18 protein-coding genes are annotated in these 16,969 nt (G+C 71.3%); 17 read left to right on the plus strand and 1 reads right to left on the minus strand.

All coding sequences use genetic code 11. From position 1 onward, the window contains the following. Positions 1-106: 106 nt before the first annotated feature. Positions 107-1,654, plus strand: a complete 1,548-nt coding sequence (gene ffh, locus ACQPXS_RS32305; RefSeq protein WP_433452849.1) for a signal recognition particle protein — start codon at positions 107-109, stop codon at positions 1,652-1,654. 91 nt (positions 1,655-1,745) lie between these two features. After that, on the plus strand, positions 1,746-3,686 hold the full coding sequence (gene ftsH / locus ACQPXS_RS32310; protein WP_433452851.1) for an ATP-dependent zinc metalloprotease FtsH: 1,941 nt from the start codon (positions 1,746-1,748) through the stop codon (positions 3,684-3,686). Here ftsH and ACQPXS_RS32315 read toward each other — a convergent pair. Beyond that, on the minus strand, positions 3,683-4,723 hold the full coding sequence (locus ACQPXS_RS32315) for an SAM-dependent methyltransferase (protein ID WP_433452853.1): 1,041 nt from the start codon (positions 4,721-4,723) through the stop codon (positions 3,683-3,685). The genes ftsH and ACQPXS_RS32315 overlap by 4 nt on opposite strands. A 524-nt stretch (positions 4,724-5,247) precedes the next feature. Between ACQPXS_RS32315 and ACQPXS_RS32320 the strand changes: the two genes are divergently transcribed. The 15 genes from ACQPXS_RS32320 to dprA all read left to right on the plus strand — a co-directional run bounded on the left by ACQPXS_RS32320 (position 5,248) and on the right by dprA (position 16,715). Beyond that, positions 5,248-5,844: a hypothetical protein gene (locus tag ACQPXS_RS32320; RefSeq protein WP_055704355.1), complete on the plus strand. Its 597-nt coding sequence runs from the start codon at positions 5,248-5,250 to the stop codon at positions 5,842-5,844. Positions 5,845-6,155: 311 nt separating this feature from the next. Next, entirely contained in the window at positions 6,156-6,575 is a 420-nt protein-coding gene (rpsP, locus tag ACQPXS_RS32325; RefSeq protein WP_030785131.1) for a 30S ribosomal protein S16, read from the plus strand. 5 nt (positions 6,576-6,580) lie between these two features. Next, positions 6,581-6,820, plus strand: a complete 240-nt coding sequence (locus tag ACQPXS_RS32330) for an RNA-binding protein (RefSeq protein WP_003973401.1) — start codon at positions 6,581-6,583, stop codon at positions 6,818-6,820. A gap of 103 nt (positions 6,821-6,923) precedes the next feature. After that, on the plus strand, positions 6,924-7,496 hold the full coding sequence (gene rimM / locus ACQPXS_RS32335; RefSeq protein ID WP_433452855.1) for a ribosome maturation factor RimM: 573 nt from the start codon (positions 6,924-6,926) through the stop codon (positions 7,494-7,496). After that, on the plus strand, positions 7,496-8,329 hold the full coding sequence (gene trmD, locus ACQPXS_RS32340) for a tRNA (guanosine(37)-N1)-methyltransferase TrmD (RefSeq protein ID WP_351807181.1): 834 nt from the start codon (positions 7,496-7,498) through the stop codon (positions 8,327-8,329). Before rimM ends, trmD begins: the two co-directional genes overlap by 1 nt. Positions 8,330-8,464: 135 nt before the next feature. Continuing rightward, entirely contained in the window at positions 8,465-8,815 is a 351-nt protein-coding gene (gene rplS / locus ACQPXS_RS32345; protein ID WP_055704359.1) for a 50S ribosomal protein L19, read from the plus strand. Positions 8,816-8,860: 45 nt separating this feature from the next. Continuing rightward, a complete protein-coding gene (gene lepB / locus ACQPXS_RS32350; RefSeq protein ID WP_433452858.1) occupies positions 8,861-9,556 on the plus strand; it encodes a signal peptidase I in 696 nt (231 codons plus the stop codon). Continuing rightward, positions 9,549-10,640, plus strand: coding sequence for a signal peptidase I (gene lepB / locus ACQPXS_RS32355; protein ID WP_433452860.1), 1,092 nt, complete (start codon positions 9,549-9,551; stop codon positions 10,638-10,640). The genes lepB (ACQPXS_RS32350) and lepB (ACQPXS_RS32355) overlap by 8 nt, the downstream gene beginning before the upstream one ends. After that, positions 10,528-11,538 (plus strand): signal peptidase I, encoded by a 1,011-nt coding sequence (lepB, locus tag ACQPXS_RS32360; protein ID WP_433452863.1) that lies wholly within the window; start codon positions 10,528-10,530, stop codon positions 11,536-11,538. Before lepB (ACQPXS_RS32355) ends, lepB (ACQPXS_RS32360) begins: the two co-directional genes overlap by 113 nt. Before the next feature lie 281 nt (positions 11,539-11,819). Then, a complete protein-coding gene (gene lepB, locus ACQPXS_RS32365) occupies positions 11,820-12,602 on the plus strand; it encodes a signal peptidase I (RefSeq protein ID WP_433452866.1) in 783 nt (260 codons plus the stop codon). Further along, positions 12,592-13,116 carry an NUDIX hydrolase gene (locus tag ACQPXS_RS32370; protein ID WP_433452867.1) on the plus strand — a complete coding sequence of 175 codons (525 nt, stop codon included), beginning with the start codon at positions 12,592-12,594 and terminating at the stop codon, positions 13,114-13,116. The genes lepB (ACQPXS_RS32365) and ACQPXS_RS32370 overlap by 11 nt, the downstream gene beginning before the upstream one ends. 56 nt (positions 13,117-13,172) lie before the next feature. Next, entirely contained in the window at positions 13,173-13,481 is a 309-nt protein-coding gene (locus ACQPXS_RS32375) for a DUF2469 domain-containing protein (RefSeq protein WP_003965949.1), read from the plus strand. Between the two features lie 88 nt (positions 13,482-13,569). Beyond that, complete coding sequence (locus ACQPXS_RS32380; RefSeq protein WP_351807176.1) at positions 13,570-13,932, plus strand: YraN family protein; 363 nt, start codon at positions 13,570-13,572, stop codon at positions 13,930-13,932. Beyond that, the gene (locus ACQPXS_RS32385) at positions 13,933-15,558 is read left to right on the plus strand and encodes a YifB family Mg chelatase-like AAA ATPase (protein ID WP_433452870.1); all 1,626 of its coding nucleotides are present in this window, start codon (positions 13,933-13,935) and stop codon (positions 15,556-15,558) included. Then, positions 15,555-16,715 carry a DNA-processing protein DprA gene (gene dprA, locus ACQPXS_RS32390; RefSeq protein WP_433452872.1) on the plus strand — a complete coding sequence of 387 codons (1,161 nt, stop codon included), beginning with the start codon at positions 15,555-15,557 and terminating at the stop codon, positions 16,713-16,715. Before ACQPXS_RS32385 ends, dprA begins: the two co-directional genes overlap by 4 nt. Positions 16,716-16,969: the final 254 nt, after the last annotated feature.

The following is a 16,969-nucleotide window of genomic DNA, read 5'->3' on the forward strand; positions in this document are numbered from 1 at the left end:
GTGTTCCCGGTCGCCGACGAGAGCAGGCGGGGACGATTTGCTTGCGGGTCCGGATACCCTGGAGGGCAGCCCGAACCGTCTCCGACTTCCGAGGACCGACGCCACCGTGTTCGATACCCTCTCCGACCGCCTCAGCGCGACATTCAAGAATCTCCGCGGGAAGGGGCGCCTCAGCGAGGCGGACATCGACGCCACGGCGCGCGAGATCCGTATCGCGCTCCTCGAAGCGGACGTCGCCCTCCCGGTCGTCCGGACCTTCATCAAGAACGTCAAGGAGAGGGCGCTCAGCGCCGAGGTCTCCAGGGCGCTGAACCCGGCCCAGCAGGTCCTGAAGATCGTCAACGACGAGCTCGTCACCATCCTCGGTGGCGAGACGCGGCGCCTGCGCTTCGCCAAGCAGCCGCCCACCGTGATCATGCTGGCGGGTCTGCAGGGTGCCGGTAAGACCACCCTCGCGGGCAAGCTCGGCCGGTGGCTGAAGGAGCAGGGCCACTCGCCGCTGCTGGTCGCCGCCGACCTCCAGCGCCCGAACGCCGTCAACCAGCTGAGCGTCGTCGCCGAGCGCGCCGGCGTCGCCGTGTACGCCCCCGAGCCGGGCAACGGCGTCGGTGACCCGGTCAAGGTCGCCAAGGACTCCATCGACCACGCGAAGACCAAGGTCCACGACATCGTGATCGTGGACACCGCTGGCCGCCTCGGCATCGACGCCGAGATGATGCAGCAGGCCGCGGACATCCGGGACGCGGTCTCCCCGGACGAGATCCTGTTCGTCGTCGACGCGATGATCGGCCAGGACGCCGTCAACACCGCCGAGGCCTTCCGCGACGGCGTCGGCTTCGACGGTGTGGTGCTCTCCAAGCTCGACGGTGACGCCCGCGGTGGTGCCGCCCTGTCGATCCGGCAGATCACCGGCAAGCCGATCATGTTCGCGTCGAACGGCGAGAAGCTGGACGACTTCGACGCCTTCCACCCGGACCGGATGGCCTCCCGCATCCTCGACATGGGTGACCTGCTCACCCTGATCGAGCAGGCGGAGAAGACCTTCAGCCAGGAAGAGGCCGCCAAGATGGCCTCGAAGCTGGCGTCCAAGAAGGGCCAGGACTTCACCCTGGACGACTTCCTGGCCCAGATGGAGCAGGTCCGGAAGATGGGCAGCATCAGCAAGCTGCTCGGCATGCTCCCGGGCATGGGCCAGATCAAGGACCAGATCCAGAACATCGACGAGCGGGACGTCGACCGCACCGCCGCGATCATCAAGTCGATGACCCCGGGCGAGCGCCAGGACCCGACGATCATCAACGGCTCCCGTCGCGCCCGTATCGCCAGGGGTTCCGGTGTCGACGTCAGCGCGGTGAAGAACCTGGTCGAGCGGTTCTTCGAGGCCCGCAAGATGATGTCCCGCATGGCCCAGGGCGGCGGTATGCCGGGCATGCCGGGGATCCCGGGCATGGGCGGCGGCCCCGGCCGGCAGAAGAAGCAGCAGAAGAAGGCCAAGGGCAAGCAGCGCTCCGGCAACCCGATGAAGCGCAAGCAGCAGGAGCTGGAGGAGGCCCAGCGCCGCGAGGCCGCCGCGCAGGGCGGCGCCTTCGGGCTCCCGCAGCAGGGCGGTCAGGACTTCGAGCTGCCGGACGAGTTCAAGAAGTTCATGGGCTGAGCCCCGTTCGTACGTCCCTGAGGGCGCCCCCCGGCCGTGGGGGGCGCCCTCAGCGCATGCCGACGTCCGCCATATGCCTTAACGTCCAGATATGAGCGATGCGGCGCCACCACGCAAGACTCCGGATCAGCCGTGGCGCACCGAGGGCACCCCCGACGAATCGCCCCGGCGGCCCGGCGGTGGAAGGATCCGCGGCGGCAAGTGGTGGGGACTGCTCGTCACCGCGGTGATCGTCTTCCTGCTGGCCTATGTCGGACTGAACTATCTCGGCCAGGGCAACCAGCCGACGATCTCGTACACGGAGTTCAGCAGGCAGGTCGCGGCCGGCAACGTCGCCAAGATCTACTCCAAGGGTGACGCGATCCAGGGCCAGCTCAAGAGTGCGCGGGCCAACCCCGAGGACGGCGGCTCGTACACCCGGTTCAAGACACAGCGCCCGGCCTTCGCGGACGACAGGCTGTGGCAGAACCTGAGCAGCCACGGGGTGACGGTGACCGCGCGGCCGGTCGTGCAGGAGCGCAGCCTGCTGTCCAACGTGCTGATCTCCCTCATCCCGATCGCGGTCCTGGCCGTGGTGTGGATCTTCTTCGCACGGCGGATCGGCGGGGCCCTGCCCGGCGCGGGTGGCCTGTTCGGCCGCCGGGCGCCGCCCAAACCGGTCGGGTTGCGGCCGGGCACCGAGCGCACGACCTTCGCGGACGTGGCCGGCATCGACGAGGTCAAGGGCGAACTGGACGACGTCGTCGACTTCCTGGAACACCCCGACGTCTACCGCAGGATGGGTGCGAAGCTGCCCCGCGGCGTGCTGCTCGCGGGTCCGCCCGGCACCGGCAAGACCCTGCTGGCCCGCGCGGTCGCGGGCGAGGCCGGCGTGCCGTTCTTCTCCGCCTCCGCGTCCGAGTTCATCGAGATGATCGTCGGCGTCGGCGCGTCCCGCGTCCGCGAACTCTTCGCCGAGGCCCGCAAGGTGGCGCCGTCGATCATCTTCATCGACGAGATCGACACCATCGGCCGGGCGCGCGCCGGCGGCGCCTCCATGAGCGGGCACGACGAGCGCGAGCAGACGCTGAACCAGATCCTCACCGAGATGGACGGCTTCTCCGGCGCGGAGGGCGTCATCGTCATCGCGGCGACCAACCGCGCGGACATCCTGGACCCGGCCCTGACCCGTCCCGGCCGCTTCGACCGGGTGGTCAACGTGGCCCCGCCGGACCGCACCGGGCGCGAGTCGATCCTGCGCATCCACACCCGGGACATCCCGCTCGGGCCCGACGTCGACCTGACCCAGCTGGCCCGTGTCACCCCCGGCATGACGGGCGCGGATCTGGCCAATCTCGCCAACGAGGCCGCTCTGCTCGCGGTCAAGCGCAAGCAGGAGCAGGTGACCGCCTCGGACATGTCGGAGGCGCTGGAGAAGGTCCAGCTGGGGGCCGAGCGCACCCTGGTGATGCCCGAGGACGACCGCCGGCGCACCGCGTACCACGAGAGCGGCCACGCCCTCCTGGGCATGCTGCAGCCCGGCGCCGATCCGGTCCGCAAGATCACCATCGTGCCGCGCGGCCGGGCACTCGGGGTGACCATGTCCACGCCCGAGGTGGAGCGGTACGCCCACTCGGAGGACTACCTGCGCGGTCGCATCATCGGCGCCCTGGGCGGCATGGCGGCGGAGGACGTCGTCTACGGGGTGGTCACCACGGGTGCGGAGAACGACCTCGAACAGGTCACCAACATCTCGCGCGGGATGGTGGCCCGCTGGGGCATGAGCGAGCGGGTCGGCCGCCTGTCCGCCCTCCCGAGCGACGCCCAGCAGGCCTACGGCCTCTCCGCCGCCCCGCAGACGCTCGACGTGATCGACGTCGAGATGCGGCGGATCGTGGACGAGTGCTACGAGGAGGCGTGCCGCAAACTCCGCGACCACCGCGGCCAGCTGGACGCCCTGGCGCAGGCGCTGCTGGAGAACGAGACGCTGGAGGAGGCGGAGGCGTACCGGATCGCCGGGATCACGCGCCTGACCAAGGAGGGCGACTCCTAAGGCACACGGGCGACCAGGTAGCGGAAGACGTTCGGCATCCACACCGTCCCGTCCGGGCGCCGGTAGGGGTGCAGGGCCTCCGTCAGCTCCTTGTCGACCTGCTTGGCGTCCGTCGCCGCGATCGCCGCGTCGAACAGACCGGTCGACAGCAGCCCCCGTACGGCGCTGTCGACGTCGGCGTACCCGAACGGACAGGCCACCCGCCCCGAGCCGTCCGGCTTCAGCCCCGCCCGCTGGGCGACCTCCTCCAGGTCGTCCCGGCGGGCCGGCCGCCAGCTGCGCGCGCTGCGCAGGGGATCGGCCAGCTTCGTCGCCACCCGCAGCACCGAGGAGGTGGCGCAGCGCTCCGGCGGACCCCAGCCGGCCAGCACCACGGCGGCACCGCGCGCGGCCAGCGGCAGCGCGTCCGCCAGCAGTTCCCCCAGCCCCTCGGAGTCGCCCGCAAGGCACCCGATCGGCTCGAAGACGGTCACCAGGGTGTAGGCGGCGTCCTCCGCGCCGGCCGCGTCGCCGGGCGAGCCGGCGACGAGTTCCGCGGCGGCACGCGCGCGTGTACGGCCGCTTGTGCCGAGCCCGCCGTCGCCGCGCGCGCCGGACCGGCCGGGAGCACCCTGCGGGCCGGGGGCACCGGACGGGCCGTCCGCTTCGGCGCGCGCACCGCGCCCGCCGGGGTGGCCACGCCCGTCGCGGCCTCCGCCGTGGGCACCGGTGCCGCCGAGGACGCCTCCGTTCGCGCCGCGCCGGGCGTCCGGCAGCAGGCGTTCGCGGGCGAGGTCGAGCCGTTCGGGACAGGCGGCGTCGACACCGGTCACCTCGGCACCTCTGCCGGCCGCCAGCAGCAGCGCGAGCCCGGCGCCGCAGCGCAGGCCCAGCAGCCTGGTGGCGGGGCCCACTTCGAGTCGCTCGTAGACGGCTTCGTAGAGCGGCACCAGCATCCGCTCCTGGATCTCGGACCAGTCACGCGCGCGTGCGCACAGGTCCACGCGGGGTGCGGAGTCCGCGTGAGGCACGTGCCGCCGCACGAGCGTAGGTGTCATAGGTAAGCGCCCCAATCCGCCGACAGTTCACCGCTGTGCCCGGTTGCGTGGCCCCCGTACCGTGCGCGCGCACTTCCCACGTATGCCAGGTAACTCCCGGCTCGCTGCCCCGTCCAGGGGTCGTGGGGCCCGGCTTGGGGCCTTGGCGCGGGTGTGGCGAGATTTCACATCCCGGCAATCTGGATGGCCGTACGGTGACCGCTCCGGGCAAACGGGCCGGTGCCGCAGGCCCGGAGCACGCGGGGTAACGTCACGCGCGGCACGGACGCTGACCGGAGTGAGACGTCACGGCGAGAGCGGCCGAAACATCTCTTGCGCGACGGCCGACCCCACTCGCATCGGGGTCTACATGCCGGGTCGTACGGCGGCCTACGCACCAACTTGGTACGAGCTGTGTGGCTTCTCCGCAGATCAGCGCACCCGCCCTCGTCCGGACGCATCAGCGGCAACTGACGGGTACGTGCAAAATTATTTGGGATGCCCCGGAATAGGAACACATTCGAGCTCCCGCTCGTTGTCATTACGTGAGCACGACACAGACACCACCTGTTCTCGCCGCAGAGCTGGCGCAGGCGTGGGCCGACATTCAGCGGTACCACCCCGAGCTGCCTGACCTCGCCGCGCCAGAATCCCTGATCGGAGAGTCGTCGTCCGCGTGCGGACACGAGCTCTCCTTCGAGCGACTGCTGCATGAGGCAGTCCACGGCATCGCCGCCGCCCGTGGGATCCGCGACACCTCCCGCGCCGGCCGCTACCACAACCGCCGTTTCCTCGCGATCGCCGAGGAGCTGGGCCTCGACCACCCGGAGGAGCCGCACCCGAGCAGCGGTTTCTCGCTGGTCACGCTCAACCCCGAGGCCAAGCGGCGCTACCGCCCGACCATCGAACGGCTGCAGCGCGCACTGAAGGCCCACACGGCGGCGACCTCCTCGGACACCACCCGCAGCTTCCGCGGCCCCGCCGCCCGGCACGGCTCCTCCGGCGGCGGCGTCCGGGTCAAGGCGGTCTGCGACTGCGGCCGCAACGTCCGCGTGGTCCCCTCGGTCCTCGCCCAGGCGCCCATCGTCTGCGGCGGCTGTGGCAAGCCCTTCAGAATCCCGGAGGTCGCGGGAGCGGCGTGACGCGGGCCGCGGGAACCGGCATCTCGTGGGTGCCGGTGGCGGCCCTCGGCCGGCAACTTCACAGCACCGGGCAGCGCACCCGACGTGACCTCACCTCCACGCCGGGTGCCTCCCAGGCATGCCCGGGACCGACCGGCTCACCCTCGGCCGAAGGCGACCCGCTGCGTATGGCACAATGGCTAGCTGTACTCGACAGCCGCACAGGACCCCTCTCTCCTCCGGCTGACGCGTCCATCGGGCACTCGGGTACCGCAACCCCACGCGGCAGCTCGCCGTGCCCAACCACGTCAAATCCAGGAGAACCCACTCCCGTGGCAGTCAAGATCAAGCTGAAGCGTCTGGGCAAGATCCGTTCGCCTCACTACCGCATCGTCGTCGCCGACTCCCGTACCCGCCGTGACGGCCGGGCCATCGAGGAGATCGGCAAGTACCACCCGACCTACAACCCGTCGGTCATCGAGGTGGACGCCGAGCGCGTGGCGTACTGGCTCGGTGTCGGCGCCCAGCCGACCGAGCCCGTTCTCGCCATCCTGAAGAAGACCGGCGACTGGCAGAAGTTCAAGGGCGAGCCGGCTCCCGCGCCGCTGCTCGTCGCCGAGCCGAAGCCGGCCCGTCCGTCGTTCGAGGCTCTCGGCGGTGACGACGAGGGCAAGGGTGAGGCGATCACCCAGAAGAAGAAGGCTGAGAAGAAGGACGAGGCGGCTGCCGAGTCCGAGTCGACCGAGGCCTGAGCAGCATGCTCGAAGAGGCGCTTGAGCACCTCGTGAAGGGCATCGTCGACAACCCTGACGATGTGCAGGTCGCCTCGCGCAACCTGCGCCGCGGGCGCGTGCTCGAGGTCCGGGTCCACCCGGACGACCTCGGCAAGGTGATCGGCCGCAACGGCCGCACCGCGCGTGCCCTGCGCACCGTCGTGGGCGCCATCGGCGGTCGCGGTGTCCGCGTCGACCTCGTCGACGTGGACCACGTCCGCTGACGCTTCATCGCAACCGGCTCGGGCCGGGGAGGGCCACTGGCCGTCCCCGGCCCGCAGTCGTATGAGCAGGACGCCGGCAGGAGATGACAGGAGAATTGGACACGTGCAGCTGGTAGTCGCACGGATCGGCCGTGCCCATGGCATCAAGGGCGAGGTCACCGTCGAGGTACGCACCGACGAGCCGGAACTCAGGCTCGCGCCCGGCGCCGTACTCGGCACGGACCCCGCCTCCGCGGGACCGCTGACCATCGAGACGGGGCGCGTCCACAGCGGCCGCCTCCTGCTGCGCTTCGAGGGCGTCACCGACCGCAACGCGGCCGAGGCCCTGCGCAACACCCTCCTGATCGCCGAGGTCGACCCGGAGGAACTGCCCGAGGGCGAGGACGAGTACTACGACCACCAGCTCATCGATCTCGACGTGGTCACCGAGGACGGGATGGAGGTCGGCCGGATCACCGAGATCTCGCACCTGCCGTCCCAGGACCTGTTCATCGTGGAGCGCCCGGACGGGACCGAGGTGATGATCCCGTTCGTCGAGGAGATCGTCACCGAGATCGACCTGGAGGAGCAGAAGGCGGTCATCGCCCCGCCGCCGGGTCTGATCGACGACCGCGCCGAGATCGCGTCCTCCCGCGACACCGGGGAAGACTCCGGCGACACCGGGGAAGAGTCGTAATGCGCCTCGACGTCGTCACGATCTTCCCCGAGTACCTGGACCCGCTGAACGTCTCCCTCGTCGGCAAGGCACGCGCACGTGGGCAGCTCGATGTCCGGGTGCACGATCTGCGCTCGTGGACGTACGACCGCCACAACACCGTCGACGACACGCCGTACGGCGGCGGCCCCGGCATGGTCATGAAGACCGAGCCCTGGGGCGACGCCCTGGACACGATCCTCGCCGACGGCTACGAGACGGGCGCCACGGCCCCCGCGCTGATCGTGCCCACCCCCAGCGGCCGCCCCTTCACCCAGGAACTCGCCGTGGAGCTCTCCGAGCGCCCCTGGCTGATCTTCACGCCGGCCCGCTACGAGGGCATCGACCGGCGCGTCATGGACGAGTACGCCACGCGCGTGCCCGTCTACGAGGTCTCCATCGGCGACTACGTGCTGGCCGGCGGCGAGGCGGCCGTACTGGTCATCACGGAGGCCGTGGCGCGGCTGCTGCCCGGCGTCCTCGGCAACGCCGAGTCCCACCGCGACGACTCCTTCGCGCCCGGCGCGATGGCGAGCCTCCTGGAAGGCCCCGTCTACACCAAGCCGCCCGTCTGGCGCGGCCGGGACATCCCGGACGTGCTGCTCAGCGGCCACCACGGCAAGATCGCCCGCTGGCGCCGCGACGAAGCCCTCAGGCGCACGACCGCCCACCGGCCCGATCTGATCGAGCGCTGCGACCCCAAGGCCTTCGACAAGAAGGACCGCGAGATGCTCTCCATCCTGGGCTGGGAGCCGGATCCGACCGGCGAGCCGTACGGCCGATTTTGGCGGCGGGCCGACGGCGTGGAACAATAGACCGCTGTTGTGCGCCCGTCCGGTGTGCGCCCCTGCCACAGGGGGACACGACGCCCGCCCCGACCCGCACACGGCTTCGTGCAAACACCTAGTTTCCGTTGATGACCTGTGGCATCAGCGAAGAAAGCAGACGAAATGTCTCACCTGCTCGACTCCGTCGACGCCGCGTCGCTGCGCAGCGACATCCCGGCCTTCCGCCCGGGTGACACCGTCAACGTCCACGTCCGCGTCATCGAGGGCAACCGCTCCCGTGTGCAGCAGTTCAAGGGCGTTGTGATCCGCCGTCAGGGCTCCGGTGTCCGCGAGACCTTCACGGTCCGCAAGGTCTCGTTCTCCGTCGGCGTCGAGCGCACCTTCCCGGTGCACACCCCGATCGTCGAGAAGATCGAGCTGGTCACCCGCGGTGACGTGCGTCGCGCCAAGCTGTACTACCTCCGTGACCTGCGCGGCAAGGCCGCGAAGATCAAGGAGAAGCGCGAGAGCTGAGCACTCGCCGGAGCCCATAGCGGGGCGGGATAGCATCTCGCCCCGATGGACACCGAAGCACAGCCGACGGAACGCGACCGCTCCTCCCACCCGGATTCCCCGGGACCGGAGGGACGGTCGCGTTTCGCGTTGGCTGCGCGGATCGCCGACTGGCTGCCGGGCGGCCGGATCACCCTCACGCTCCTCCTCTGCCTGGCGTTTTTGCTCGTCCTCAACGCTTTCGTGGTGCAACCGTTCCAGATTCCGAGCGGATCCATGGAACAGGGCTTGAGGATCGGGGACCGCGTTCTCGTAAATAAGTTGGCGTACCGTTTCGGTGCCCAGCCGCGCCGCGGCGACGTGATCGTGTTCGACGGCACGGGGTATTTCGGGGACGCCGACTACATCAAGCGCGTTGTCGGTGTGGGGGGAGACCATGTGGTCTGCTGCGACAGGCAGGGGAGGATCGAGGTGAACGGCCGCGCCGTCGACGAGTCGGCGTTCCTCTATCCCGGGGACAGCGCCTCCAGCGTGCCCTTCGACGTCGTCGTGCCCGCCGGCCGCCTGTTCGTCCTCGGCGACCACCGCAGCGACTCCAGCGACTCCCGCGACCACCTCGGCTCGCCCGGCGGCGGCATGATCCCGGTCGGCGAGGTCATCGGCCGCGCCGACTGGATCCTGTGGCCGTCCGACCATTGGACGCACCTGACGCGGCCCTCCGCCTACGTGCGCGTGCCCGCGCCGGACGGCGCGCATGGGTAACCGCGGCAAACCGCGCGGGGTGCCCGGCAGCCCCGCCGACAACCTGCTGCCCACCGGATCGCGCCGCACCTCCGCGCCCGGCGGCGGCCGCACGCGCGCGGAGCGACGCAAACTCCAGCGCAAGGTCAAACGCAAGCGCCGGCGTTCAGCCGTTCGGGAGATCCCTCTTCTGGTCGGTGTCGCCGTCCTCATAGCGCTCGTCCTGAAGACCTTCCTCGTCCAGGCGTTCGTGATCCCGTCCGGCTCGATGGAACAGACCATCCGCATCGGCGACCGCGTCCTGGTCGACAAGCTCACCCCGTGGTTCGGCTCCAAGCCGCAGCGCGGGGACGTCGTCGTCTTCCACGACCCGGGCGGCTGGCTGGCCGACGAGCAGACGGCCAAGAAGCACGACCCGGTCGTCGTCAAGCAGCTCAAGGAAGGCCTCACCTTCATCGGCCTGCTGCCCTCCGACAACGAGAAGGACCTGATCAAGCGGGTCATCGGGGTCGGCGGCGACCACGTCAAGTGCTGCGACCAGCAGGGCCGGGTCACCGTCAACGGCGTACCGCTCACCGAAGGGGATTACATCTATCCGGGTGACCAGCCGTCCGCCCAGCCCTTCGACATCACCGTCCCCAAGGGCCGGCTGTGGGTCATGGGCGACCATCGCGGCAACTCCGCGGACTCCCGTTTCCACCAGAACACCCCGTACGGCGGAACGGTGTCCGAGAAATCCGTGGTCGGCCGGGCCGTCGCCATCGGCTGGCCGATCGGCCACTGGACACGCCTCCAGGAACCTAAAACCTTCGCAAGCGTCGCCGACTCCCCGTCGGGTGCGACCGCCGGTACCCCGCTGTCGCATAGGGTTGCCTCCGAGAATCCGAACGGAACGACCCAGCTCCCGACCCCTGCGGAACTCCCGCTCGTTATGGGAGTGGTGGGCCTGCGTCGTATGTGGGGCAGGCGGCGGCACAGAGTTAGGAGTTGGCGTGGGGGATGTGGCGGTTGGCGCACGGTCGGGGCACGACGGCGAGGAGCACCGCGGGCACCCCGTGGAAGCGAACGCCCCCGTGCCGGACGGCGCCATGATCTCCGGGAATGACGCGGCGGGCGACGAGGGCGGACCGGACGACGGGCAGCGGCCGAGGGCCGCGGGCGCAGGTGCGGGCGAGGCCGCGGACCGGCCGAGGAAGCCGCGCTCCTTCTGGAAGGAGCTGCCGATCCTCGTCGTCATCGCGCTCGTCCTCGCGCTGTTGATCAAGACGTTCCTGGTGCAGGCGTTCTCGATCCCGTCCGCCTCGATGCAGGACACCCTCCAGGTGGGTGACCGCGTCCTGGTCGACAAGCTCACCCCGTGGTTCGGCTCCCAGCCCGAGCGCGGCGAGGTCGTGGTCTTCCACGACCCGGACGACTGGCTGGCGGGCGAACCGGCGGCGAGCCCGAACGCCGTGCAGAAGGTCCTCAGCTGGATCGGCCTGATGCCGTCCGCCAACGAGAAGGACCTCATCAAGCGCGTGATCGGCGTCGGCGGGGACACGGTCGAGTGCAAGAACACCGGCCCGCTGCTGGTCAACGGCCACGCCCTGAACGAGCCGTACGTCTACCCCGGCAACACCCCGTGCACCGACGACGAGCTGGGCGGCCAGTTCAAGGTGACGGTCCCCAAGGGCTACATCTGGGTGATGGGCGACCACCGCCAGAACTCCCGCGACTCGCGCTACAACCAGTCCGACAAGAACCACGGCATGGTCCCGGTCGACGACGTCGTGGGCCGCGCGATCGTCAAGGCCTGGCCGATCAACCGCTGGGGCACCCTGCCGATCCCGGACACCTTCGACCAGCCGGGCATCAACGAGCAGCCCGCGCAGTCCGCCGCCCTCACGGTGGCCCCGCAGGGCGTGGCCGTCGCCGCGGTGCTGCCGCTGGCCGTGTGGCGGCGCCGGCGCGCGGACCGGCTGGAGTCCAGGACCGAGGGGAAGACGGCCGCGGGCAGCCGGTGACCGGAGAGGCCCCTGCGCTCCCCGGTGGGTGGACGGCGGACCGCCTGCGCGCCCGCTCCGGTGACGCGCGTGCGGTCCCGCACGCCCCGGACCGTCACGTCCACGTCGAGGACGGCAGCGGCGGCGATCCGGAGCCGCTGCGCCCTCGTACGGGTCCGACCGGGCCGAGGCGACACCGGAACCGGTGAGTCCGGCGCCTGCCGGATCTTTGCCCTCGCTCCGGCGGCGGTCGCGGAACAGGGGCTGCCCCTGCCCGGTACTGCCGGGTAGGGTGCGGGTCCATGGGTGGCGAGAGCACGACGCGTACGGCCCCGCGCAGCGGCGGGACAGGCACGGCACAGCCCGGCGGCAGCCGGCTCGGAGAGCGGCTGTCCTCGGTGGCCGTGGCACTGGGTCTGGTGCTGTTCCTCGGCGGATTCGCCTGGGCGGCGGTGAGCTACCGGCCGTACACCGTACCCACCACCTCCATGACGCCCACGATCGACGCCGGTGACCGGGTGCTGGCGCAGAAGGTCGACGGCAGCGAGTTGAAGCGCGGCGACGTCGTCGTCTTCGAGGACAAGAGCTGGGTCACGGGCGCCAAGGTGGTCAAGCGCGTGGTCGCCGTCGGCGGCGACACCGTCTCCTGCTGCACGAACGGCAAGCTGACCGTCGACGGCAAGCAGATCGACGAGCCCTATCTGCCCAAGGGCAGCCTGGCCGAGATCAAGAACTTCCCGACGGTGACCGTTCCCAAGGGACGTCTGTTCCTGCTCGGTGACGAGCGCCAGGGCTCCCTGGACTCCACGGCCCACCTCACCGACGCGGCCAAGGGCACGGTCTCCCGCGACGCCGTGACCGCCCGCGTGGACGCGGTCATCTGGCCCTGGAAGGGCCCGCTGAAGCGCCCCACCGGCTTCGAGACCCTCGGCGCGCTCTCCCAGCCCGGACCGCTGCCCACGATCGAGCTGCTGATCGTCGCCGGCGCCGTCCTGGTGCTGGCCGGCGGCGCCTACGGCCCGATCGCCAAGCGCGTGGGCCGCAGGCGCGCCGGCGCCCGCCCGGAGGCGGCCGGTGTCCGCTGAGACCACGCGGACCGGGGAGGACTCCTACGAGGGCGGGCTGCGCAAGGTGGCCCGGGTGGTCCTCCTCGACCCGGAGGACCGCATCCTGCTCCTGCACGGTCATGAGCCGGACGATCCGGCCGACGACTGGTGGTTCACCCCCGGCGGCGGCCTGGAGGGCGCCGAGACGCGCGAGGAGGCCGCGCTCAGGGAACTCGCCGAGGAGACCGGCATCACCGACGTCGAACTCGGCCCGGTGCTGTGGCGCCGCATGTGCTCCTTCCCGTTCGCGGGCCGCCGCTGGGACCAGGACGAGTGGTACTACCTGGCCCGTACGACGCAGACGGCCACCGCGGCGCAGGGGCTGACGGAGCTGGAGCGGCGCAGTGTCGCCGGGGCGCGTTGGTGGACGTGTCAGGAACTGACCCGGGCACATGAGACGGTGTATCCGACCAGACTCGCCGAGCTGCTGCGCAGGCTGCTCGACGAAGGTCCCCCGCCCAGTCCTGTGACCCTCGATACGGAAATCGTCTGAGGGTCCGTCGGACTGGCGCACAATGGGGGGATCGCACGGCTGAAGGGGAACATGCCATGAGCGCCGAGGACCTCGAGAAGTACGAGACCGAGATGGAGCTGAAGCTCTACCGGGAGTACCGAGATGTCGTCGGTCTGTTCAAATACGTGATCGAGACCGAGCGCCGTTTCTACCTCACCAACGACTACGAGATGCAGGTGCACTCGGTGCAGGGCGAGGTGTTCTTCGAGGTGTCGATGGCCGATGCCTGGGTGTGGGACATGTACCGGCCGGCGCGCTTCGTGAAGCAGGTACGGGTGCTCACGTTCAAGGACGTGAACATCGAGGAGCTGAACAAGAGCGACCTGGAGCTGCCGGGCGGGTGACGGGGTTTTCCACAACCGCCGAGTTGTCCACCGAGATCAACAACTGGTGACGGGATGCGTGACGGTTGGCGCCGGAGGTGGTGCCGACATGAACGCACGAGAAGCCCTCGGCAAGTACGGCGAGGACCTGGCCGCCCGGCGGCTCGCCGAGGCCGGAATGACGATCCTGGAGCGCAACTGGCGCTGCGGCCGTTCCGGCGAGATCGACATCATCGCGCGCGACGGTGACGCGCTCGTCGTCTGCGAGGTGAAGACCCGCAGGGGCGGCGGCTACGAACACCCGATGGCCGCGGTGACCCCCGAGAAGGCGGCCCGGCTGCGCGAGCTGGCCGAGCACTGGCTCCACGCCCACGGAGGCGCACCACCGGGCGGCGTCCGCATCGACCTGATCGGCGTCCTGCTGCCCCACCGCGGCGCCCCGTCCGTCGAGCACGCGCGGGGGGTGGCCTGAATGGGATTCGCCCGCACCTGCTCGGTGGCCCTGGTCGGCGTCGAGGGAGTGGTGGTCGAGGTCCAGGCCGACCTGGAACCGGGAGTCGCCGCCTTCACCCTCGTCGGCCTCCCGGACAAGAGCCTGACGGAGAGCAGGGACCGGGTCCGGGCGGCGGTGGTGAACTCGGGCGGCGAGTGGCCGCAGAAGAAGCTCACCGTCGGACTCAGCCCGGCCTCGGTGCCCAAAGCCGGGTCCGGCTTCGACCTGGCCGTCGCCTGCGCGGTGCTCGGCGCCGCCGAGCGGATCGATCCGCGGGTCCTCGCGGACATCGTCATGATCGGCGAGCTGGGCCTGGACGGCCGGGTCCGACCGGTCCGCGGGATCCTGCCGGCCGTGCTCGCCGCGGCCGACGCCGGCTACGAGCAAGTGGTCGTACCCGAGTGCGCGGCCGCCGAGGCCTCGCTGGTCCCCGGCGTCTCCGTGCTCGGCGTCCGCAGTCTGCGGCAGCTCGTCGCGGTGCTCACCGAGGAGCCCGTCCCGGAGGAGGAACCGGACGAGCAGGGCCGTCCCGACCCCCTCCTGGCCGGTCTGCGCGTGCCGGGCACGGGCGCGGCCACCGGCATGCACAGTGTCGGCGCCGCCCAGCACGAACACGATCACGACCTGGCGGACGTCGTGGGCCAGACCTCGGCCCGTACGGCCGTGGAGGTGGCCGCCGCCGGCGGGCACCACCTGTTCCTCGAGGGTCCGCCCGGTGCGGGCAAGACCATGCTCGCCGAGCGGCTGCCCGCCGTCCTTCCCCGGCTCACCAGGGAGGAGTCGCTGGAGCTTACGGCGGTGCACTCGGTGGCCGGGCTGCTGCCGCCCGGCAAGCCGCTCATCGACGTGGCTCCCTACTGCGCCCCGCACCACTCGGCCACGATGCAGTCCCTCGTCGGCGGAGGCCCCGGCATCGCACGGCCCGGGGCGGTCTCCCTCGCCCATCGCGGCGTGCTGTTCCTGGACGAGGCGCCCGAGTTCCACAGCCAGACCCTGGACGCCCTGCGACAGCCGCTGGAGTCGGGCCACGTCGTGATCGCACGCAGCGCGGGCGTCGTCCGCTTCCCGGCCCGCTTCCTCATGGTGCTGGCGGCCAACCCCTGCCCCTGCGGACGCTTCTCGCAACGCGACTCCCTGTGCGAGTGCCCGCCGTCGGCGATCCGCCGCTACCAGTCCCGGCTCTCCGGCCCGCTGCTGGACCGGGTGGACCTGCGCGTCGAGGTCGATCCGGTCACCCGGGCCCAGCTCGTCGAACCGGGCGCCCGGGGCGAGTCCACGGCGATCGTGGCCGAGCGGGTACGGCAGGCCCGCGAGCGCACGGCGGCCCGCCTCGCCGGGATGCCCTGGCGCACCAACAGCGAGGTGCCGGGCCGCGAACTGCGCAGCCGCTACCAGCCCGTCGCCGGCGCGATGGACGAGGCCGAGCGCAACCTGGAGCGGGGTCTGCTCACCGCCCGCGGCATCGACCGGGTCCTGCGCGTCGCCTGGACGGTCGCCGACCTCGTCGGACACGACCGCCCGGACGCCACCGACGTCGCCCTGGCCCTGCACCTGCGCACCGGAGTGCCGCGCGGGGTGCCGATGGCCATCGGGGCGCTGACATGAGCACGGGCGAGGACCCCGGAGACGAGCCGCTCGGGCGGGTCCTTCTCTGCCGGGTGATCGAGCCGGGGGACGAGGCCGGCGGGCGGTGGGTTCGGGAGTTCGGGGTGGGGGAGGTGGTGCGGCGGCTGCGGGAGGGCGCGCCGGCCTTGCCGGGGGTGAGCGAGACGCGGTGGGCCGGACTGGTCGCGCGGGCCCGGCGGGCCGAGCCGGAGCGGGATCTCGCGGTGGCCGCCGGGGCCGGGGCGCGGTTCGTGGGGCCCGGGGATGCCGAGTGGCCCGGGCAGCTCGACGATCTCGGGGATGCCCGGCCGCTGGGGCTGTGGGTGCGCGGGCGGCCCAGCCTGCGGATGTGGGCGCTGCGGTCCGTCGCCGTGGTGGGCGCGCGGGCCTGCACCGAGTACGGCACCCACGTCGCCGCCACCCTCGCCGGCGGCCTCGCCGAGCGCGGCTGGGTGGTGGTGTCGGGCGGCGCGTACGGCATCGACGGCGCCGCCCACCGAGGCGCACTCGCCGCCCGCGGAGCCACCGTCGCCGTCCTGGCCTGCGGCGTCGACCGGCCGTACCCGCGCGGCCACGCCGCTCTGATCAGCCGGATCGCGGAACAGGGACTGGTCGTGGGCGAGCTGCCCCCGGGCGACCATCCGACACCCAGCCGGTTCATCCTGCGCAACCGTGTCATCGCCGCCCTGACCAGGGGCACCGTCGTCGTGGAGGCCGCCTGCCGCAGTGGCTCGCTGGCCACCGCGCGGGCGGCGGGACGCCTCGGACGGTTCACCATGGGCGTACCCGGTCCCGTCACCAGCGCGCTCTCCGCCGGCGTGCACGAACTGCTGCGCGGAGAGGCCGCTCTGGTCACCGACGCCGCGGAAGTCGTCGAACTCGTGGGTGACATGGGTGAGCTGGCCCCACCCCGCAAGGGTCCCGTCCTCCCGCGTGACCTGCTGCAACCCTCCGCCCGGGCCGTTCTCGCCGCCCTGCCGGGCAGCCGCGCGGCCACCGTCGAGGAGATCGCGCTCGGCACGCCGACCACCCGGGACGAGGCGATCGCGAGACTGTACGAACTACGAGCACTTGGATACGTCGAACGACATGGCGATGGCTGGAAGTTGACACGCCAGGCGGTGATGTCGGTCCGCACCGGCCGCGGTCCGTGCTGACCGAGCGTGTTCGGCCGTCCGGGGGAACCACCGACGCCCTTGAGGTTTCCCGGAGTTGACGCTCCGGCCGGTCACACAGAGCGAGCCGCGGGACCCGCGCGCGACGCCGGCCGGAGCGCCCCGCGCACGGGTGGAGCCTCGCTGTTCGCACACCGCGACACCTCAGTCACGCTACGCTCACGAGGACGCCGACGCAGATCGCGTCAACTCGACACCAGACCGACAGCTCACCCAGGCAGCCCACATCGGCCCAC

This window comes from Streptomyces sp. CA-142005 (genome assembly GCF_050942335.1).
In the GTDB taxonomy this organism is placed as follows: Bacteria; Actinomycetota; Actinomycetes; order Streptomycetales; family Streptomycetaceae; genus Streptomyces.

Coding starts and splice junctions, on each gene's coding strand:
- ftsH (WP_433452851.1), top strand. CDS start 1,746: ATGAGCGATGCGGCGCCACCACGCAAGACTCCGGATCAGCCGTGGCGC.
- ACQPXS_RS32315 (WP_433452853.1), bottom strand. CDS start 4,723: ATGACACCTACGCTCGTGCGGCGGCACGTGCCTCACGCGGACTCCGCA.
- ACQPXS_RS32330 (WP_003973401.1), top strand. CDS start 6,581: ATGCTCGAAGAGGCGCTTGAGCACCTCGTGAAGGGCATCGTCGACAAC.
- trmD (WP_351807181.1), top strand. CDS start 7,496: ATGCGCCTCGACGTCGTCACGATCTTCCCCGAGTACCTGGACCCGCTG.
- rplS (WP_055704359.1), top strand. CDS start 8,465: ATGTCTCACCTGCTCGACTCCGTCGACGCCGCGTCGCTGCGCAGCGAC.
- lepB (WP_433452858.1), top strand. CDS start 8,861: ATGGACACCGAAGCACAGCCGACGGAACGCGACCGCTCCTCCCACCCG.
- lepB (WP_433452860.1), top strand. CDS start 9,549: ATGGGTAACCGCGGCAAACCGCGCGGGGTGCCCGGCAGCCCCGCCGAC.
- lepB (WP_433452866.1), top strand. CDS start 11,820: ATGGGTGGCGAGAGCACGACGCGTACGGCCCCGCGCAGCGGCGGGACA.
- ACQPXS_RS32375 (WP_003965949.1), top strand. CDS start 13,173: ATGAGCGCCGAGGACCTCGAGAAGTACGAGACCGAGATGGAGCTGAAG.
- ACQPXS_RS32380 (WP_351807176.1), top strand. CDS start 13,570: ATGAACGCACGAGAAGCCCTCGGCAAGTACGGCGAGGACCTGGCCGCC.
- ACQPXS_RS32385 (WP_433452870.1), top strand. CDS start 13,933: ATGGGATTCGCCCGCACCTGCTCGGTGGCCCTGGTCGGCGTCGAGGGA.
- dprA (WP_433452872.1), top strand. CDS start 15,555: ATGAGCACGGGCGAGGACCCCGGAGACGAGCCGCTCGGGCGGGTCCTT.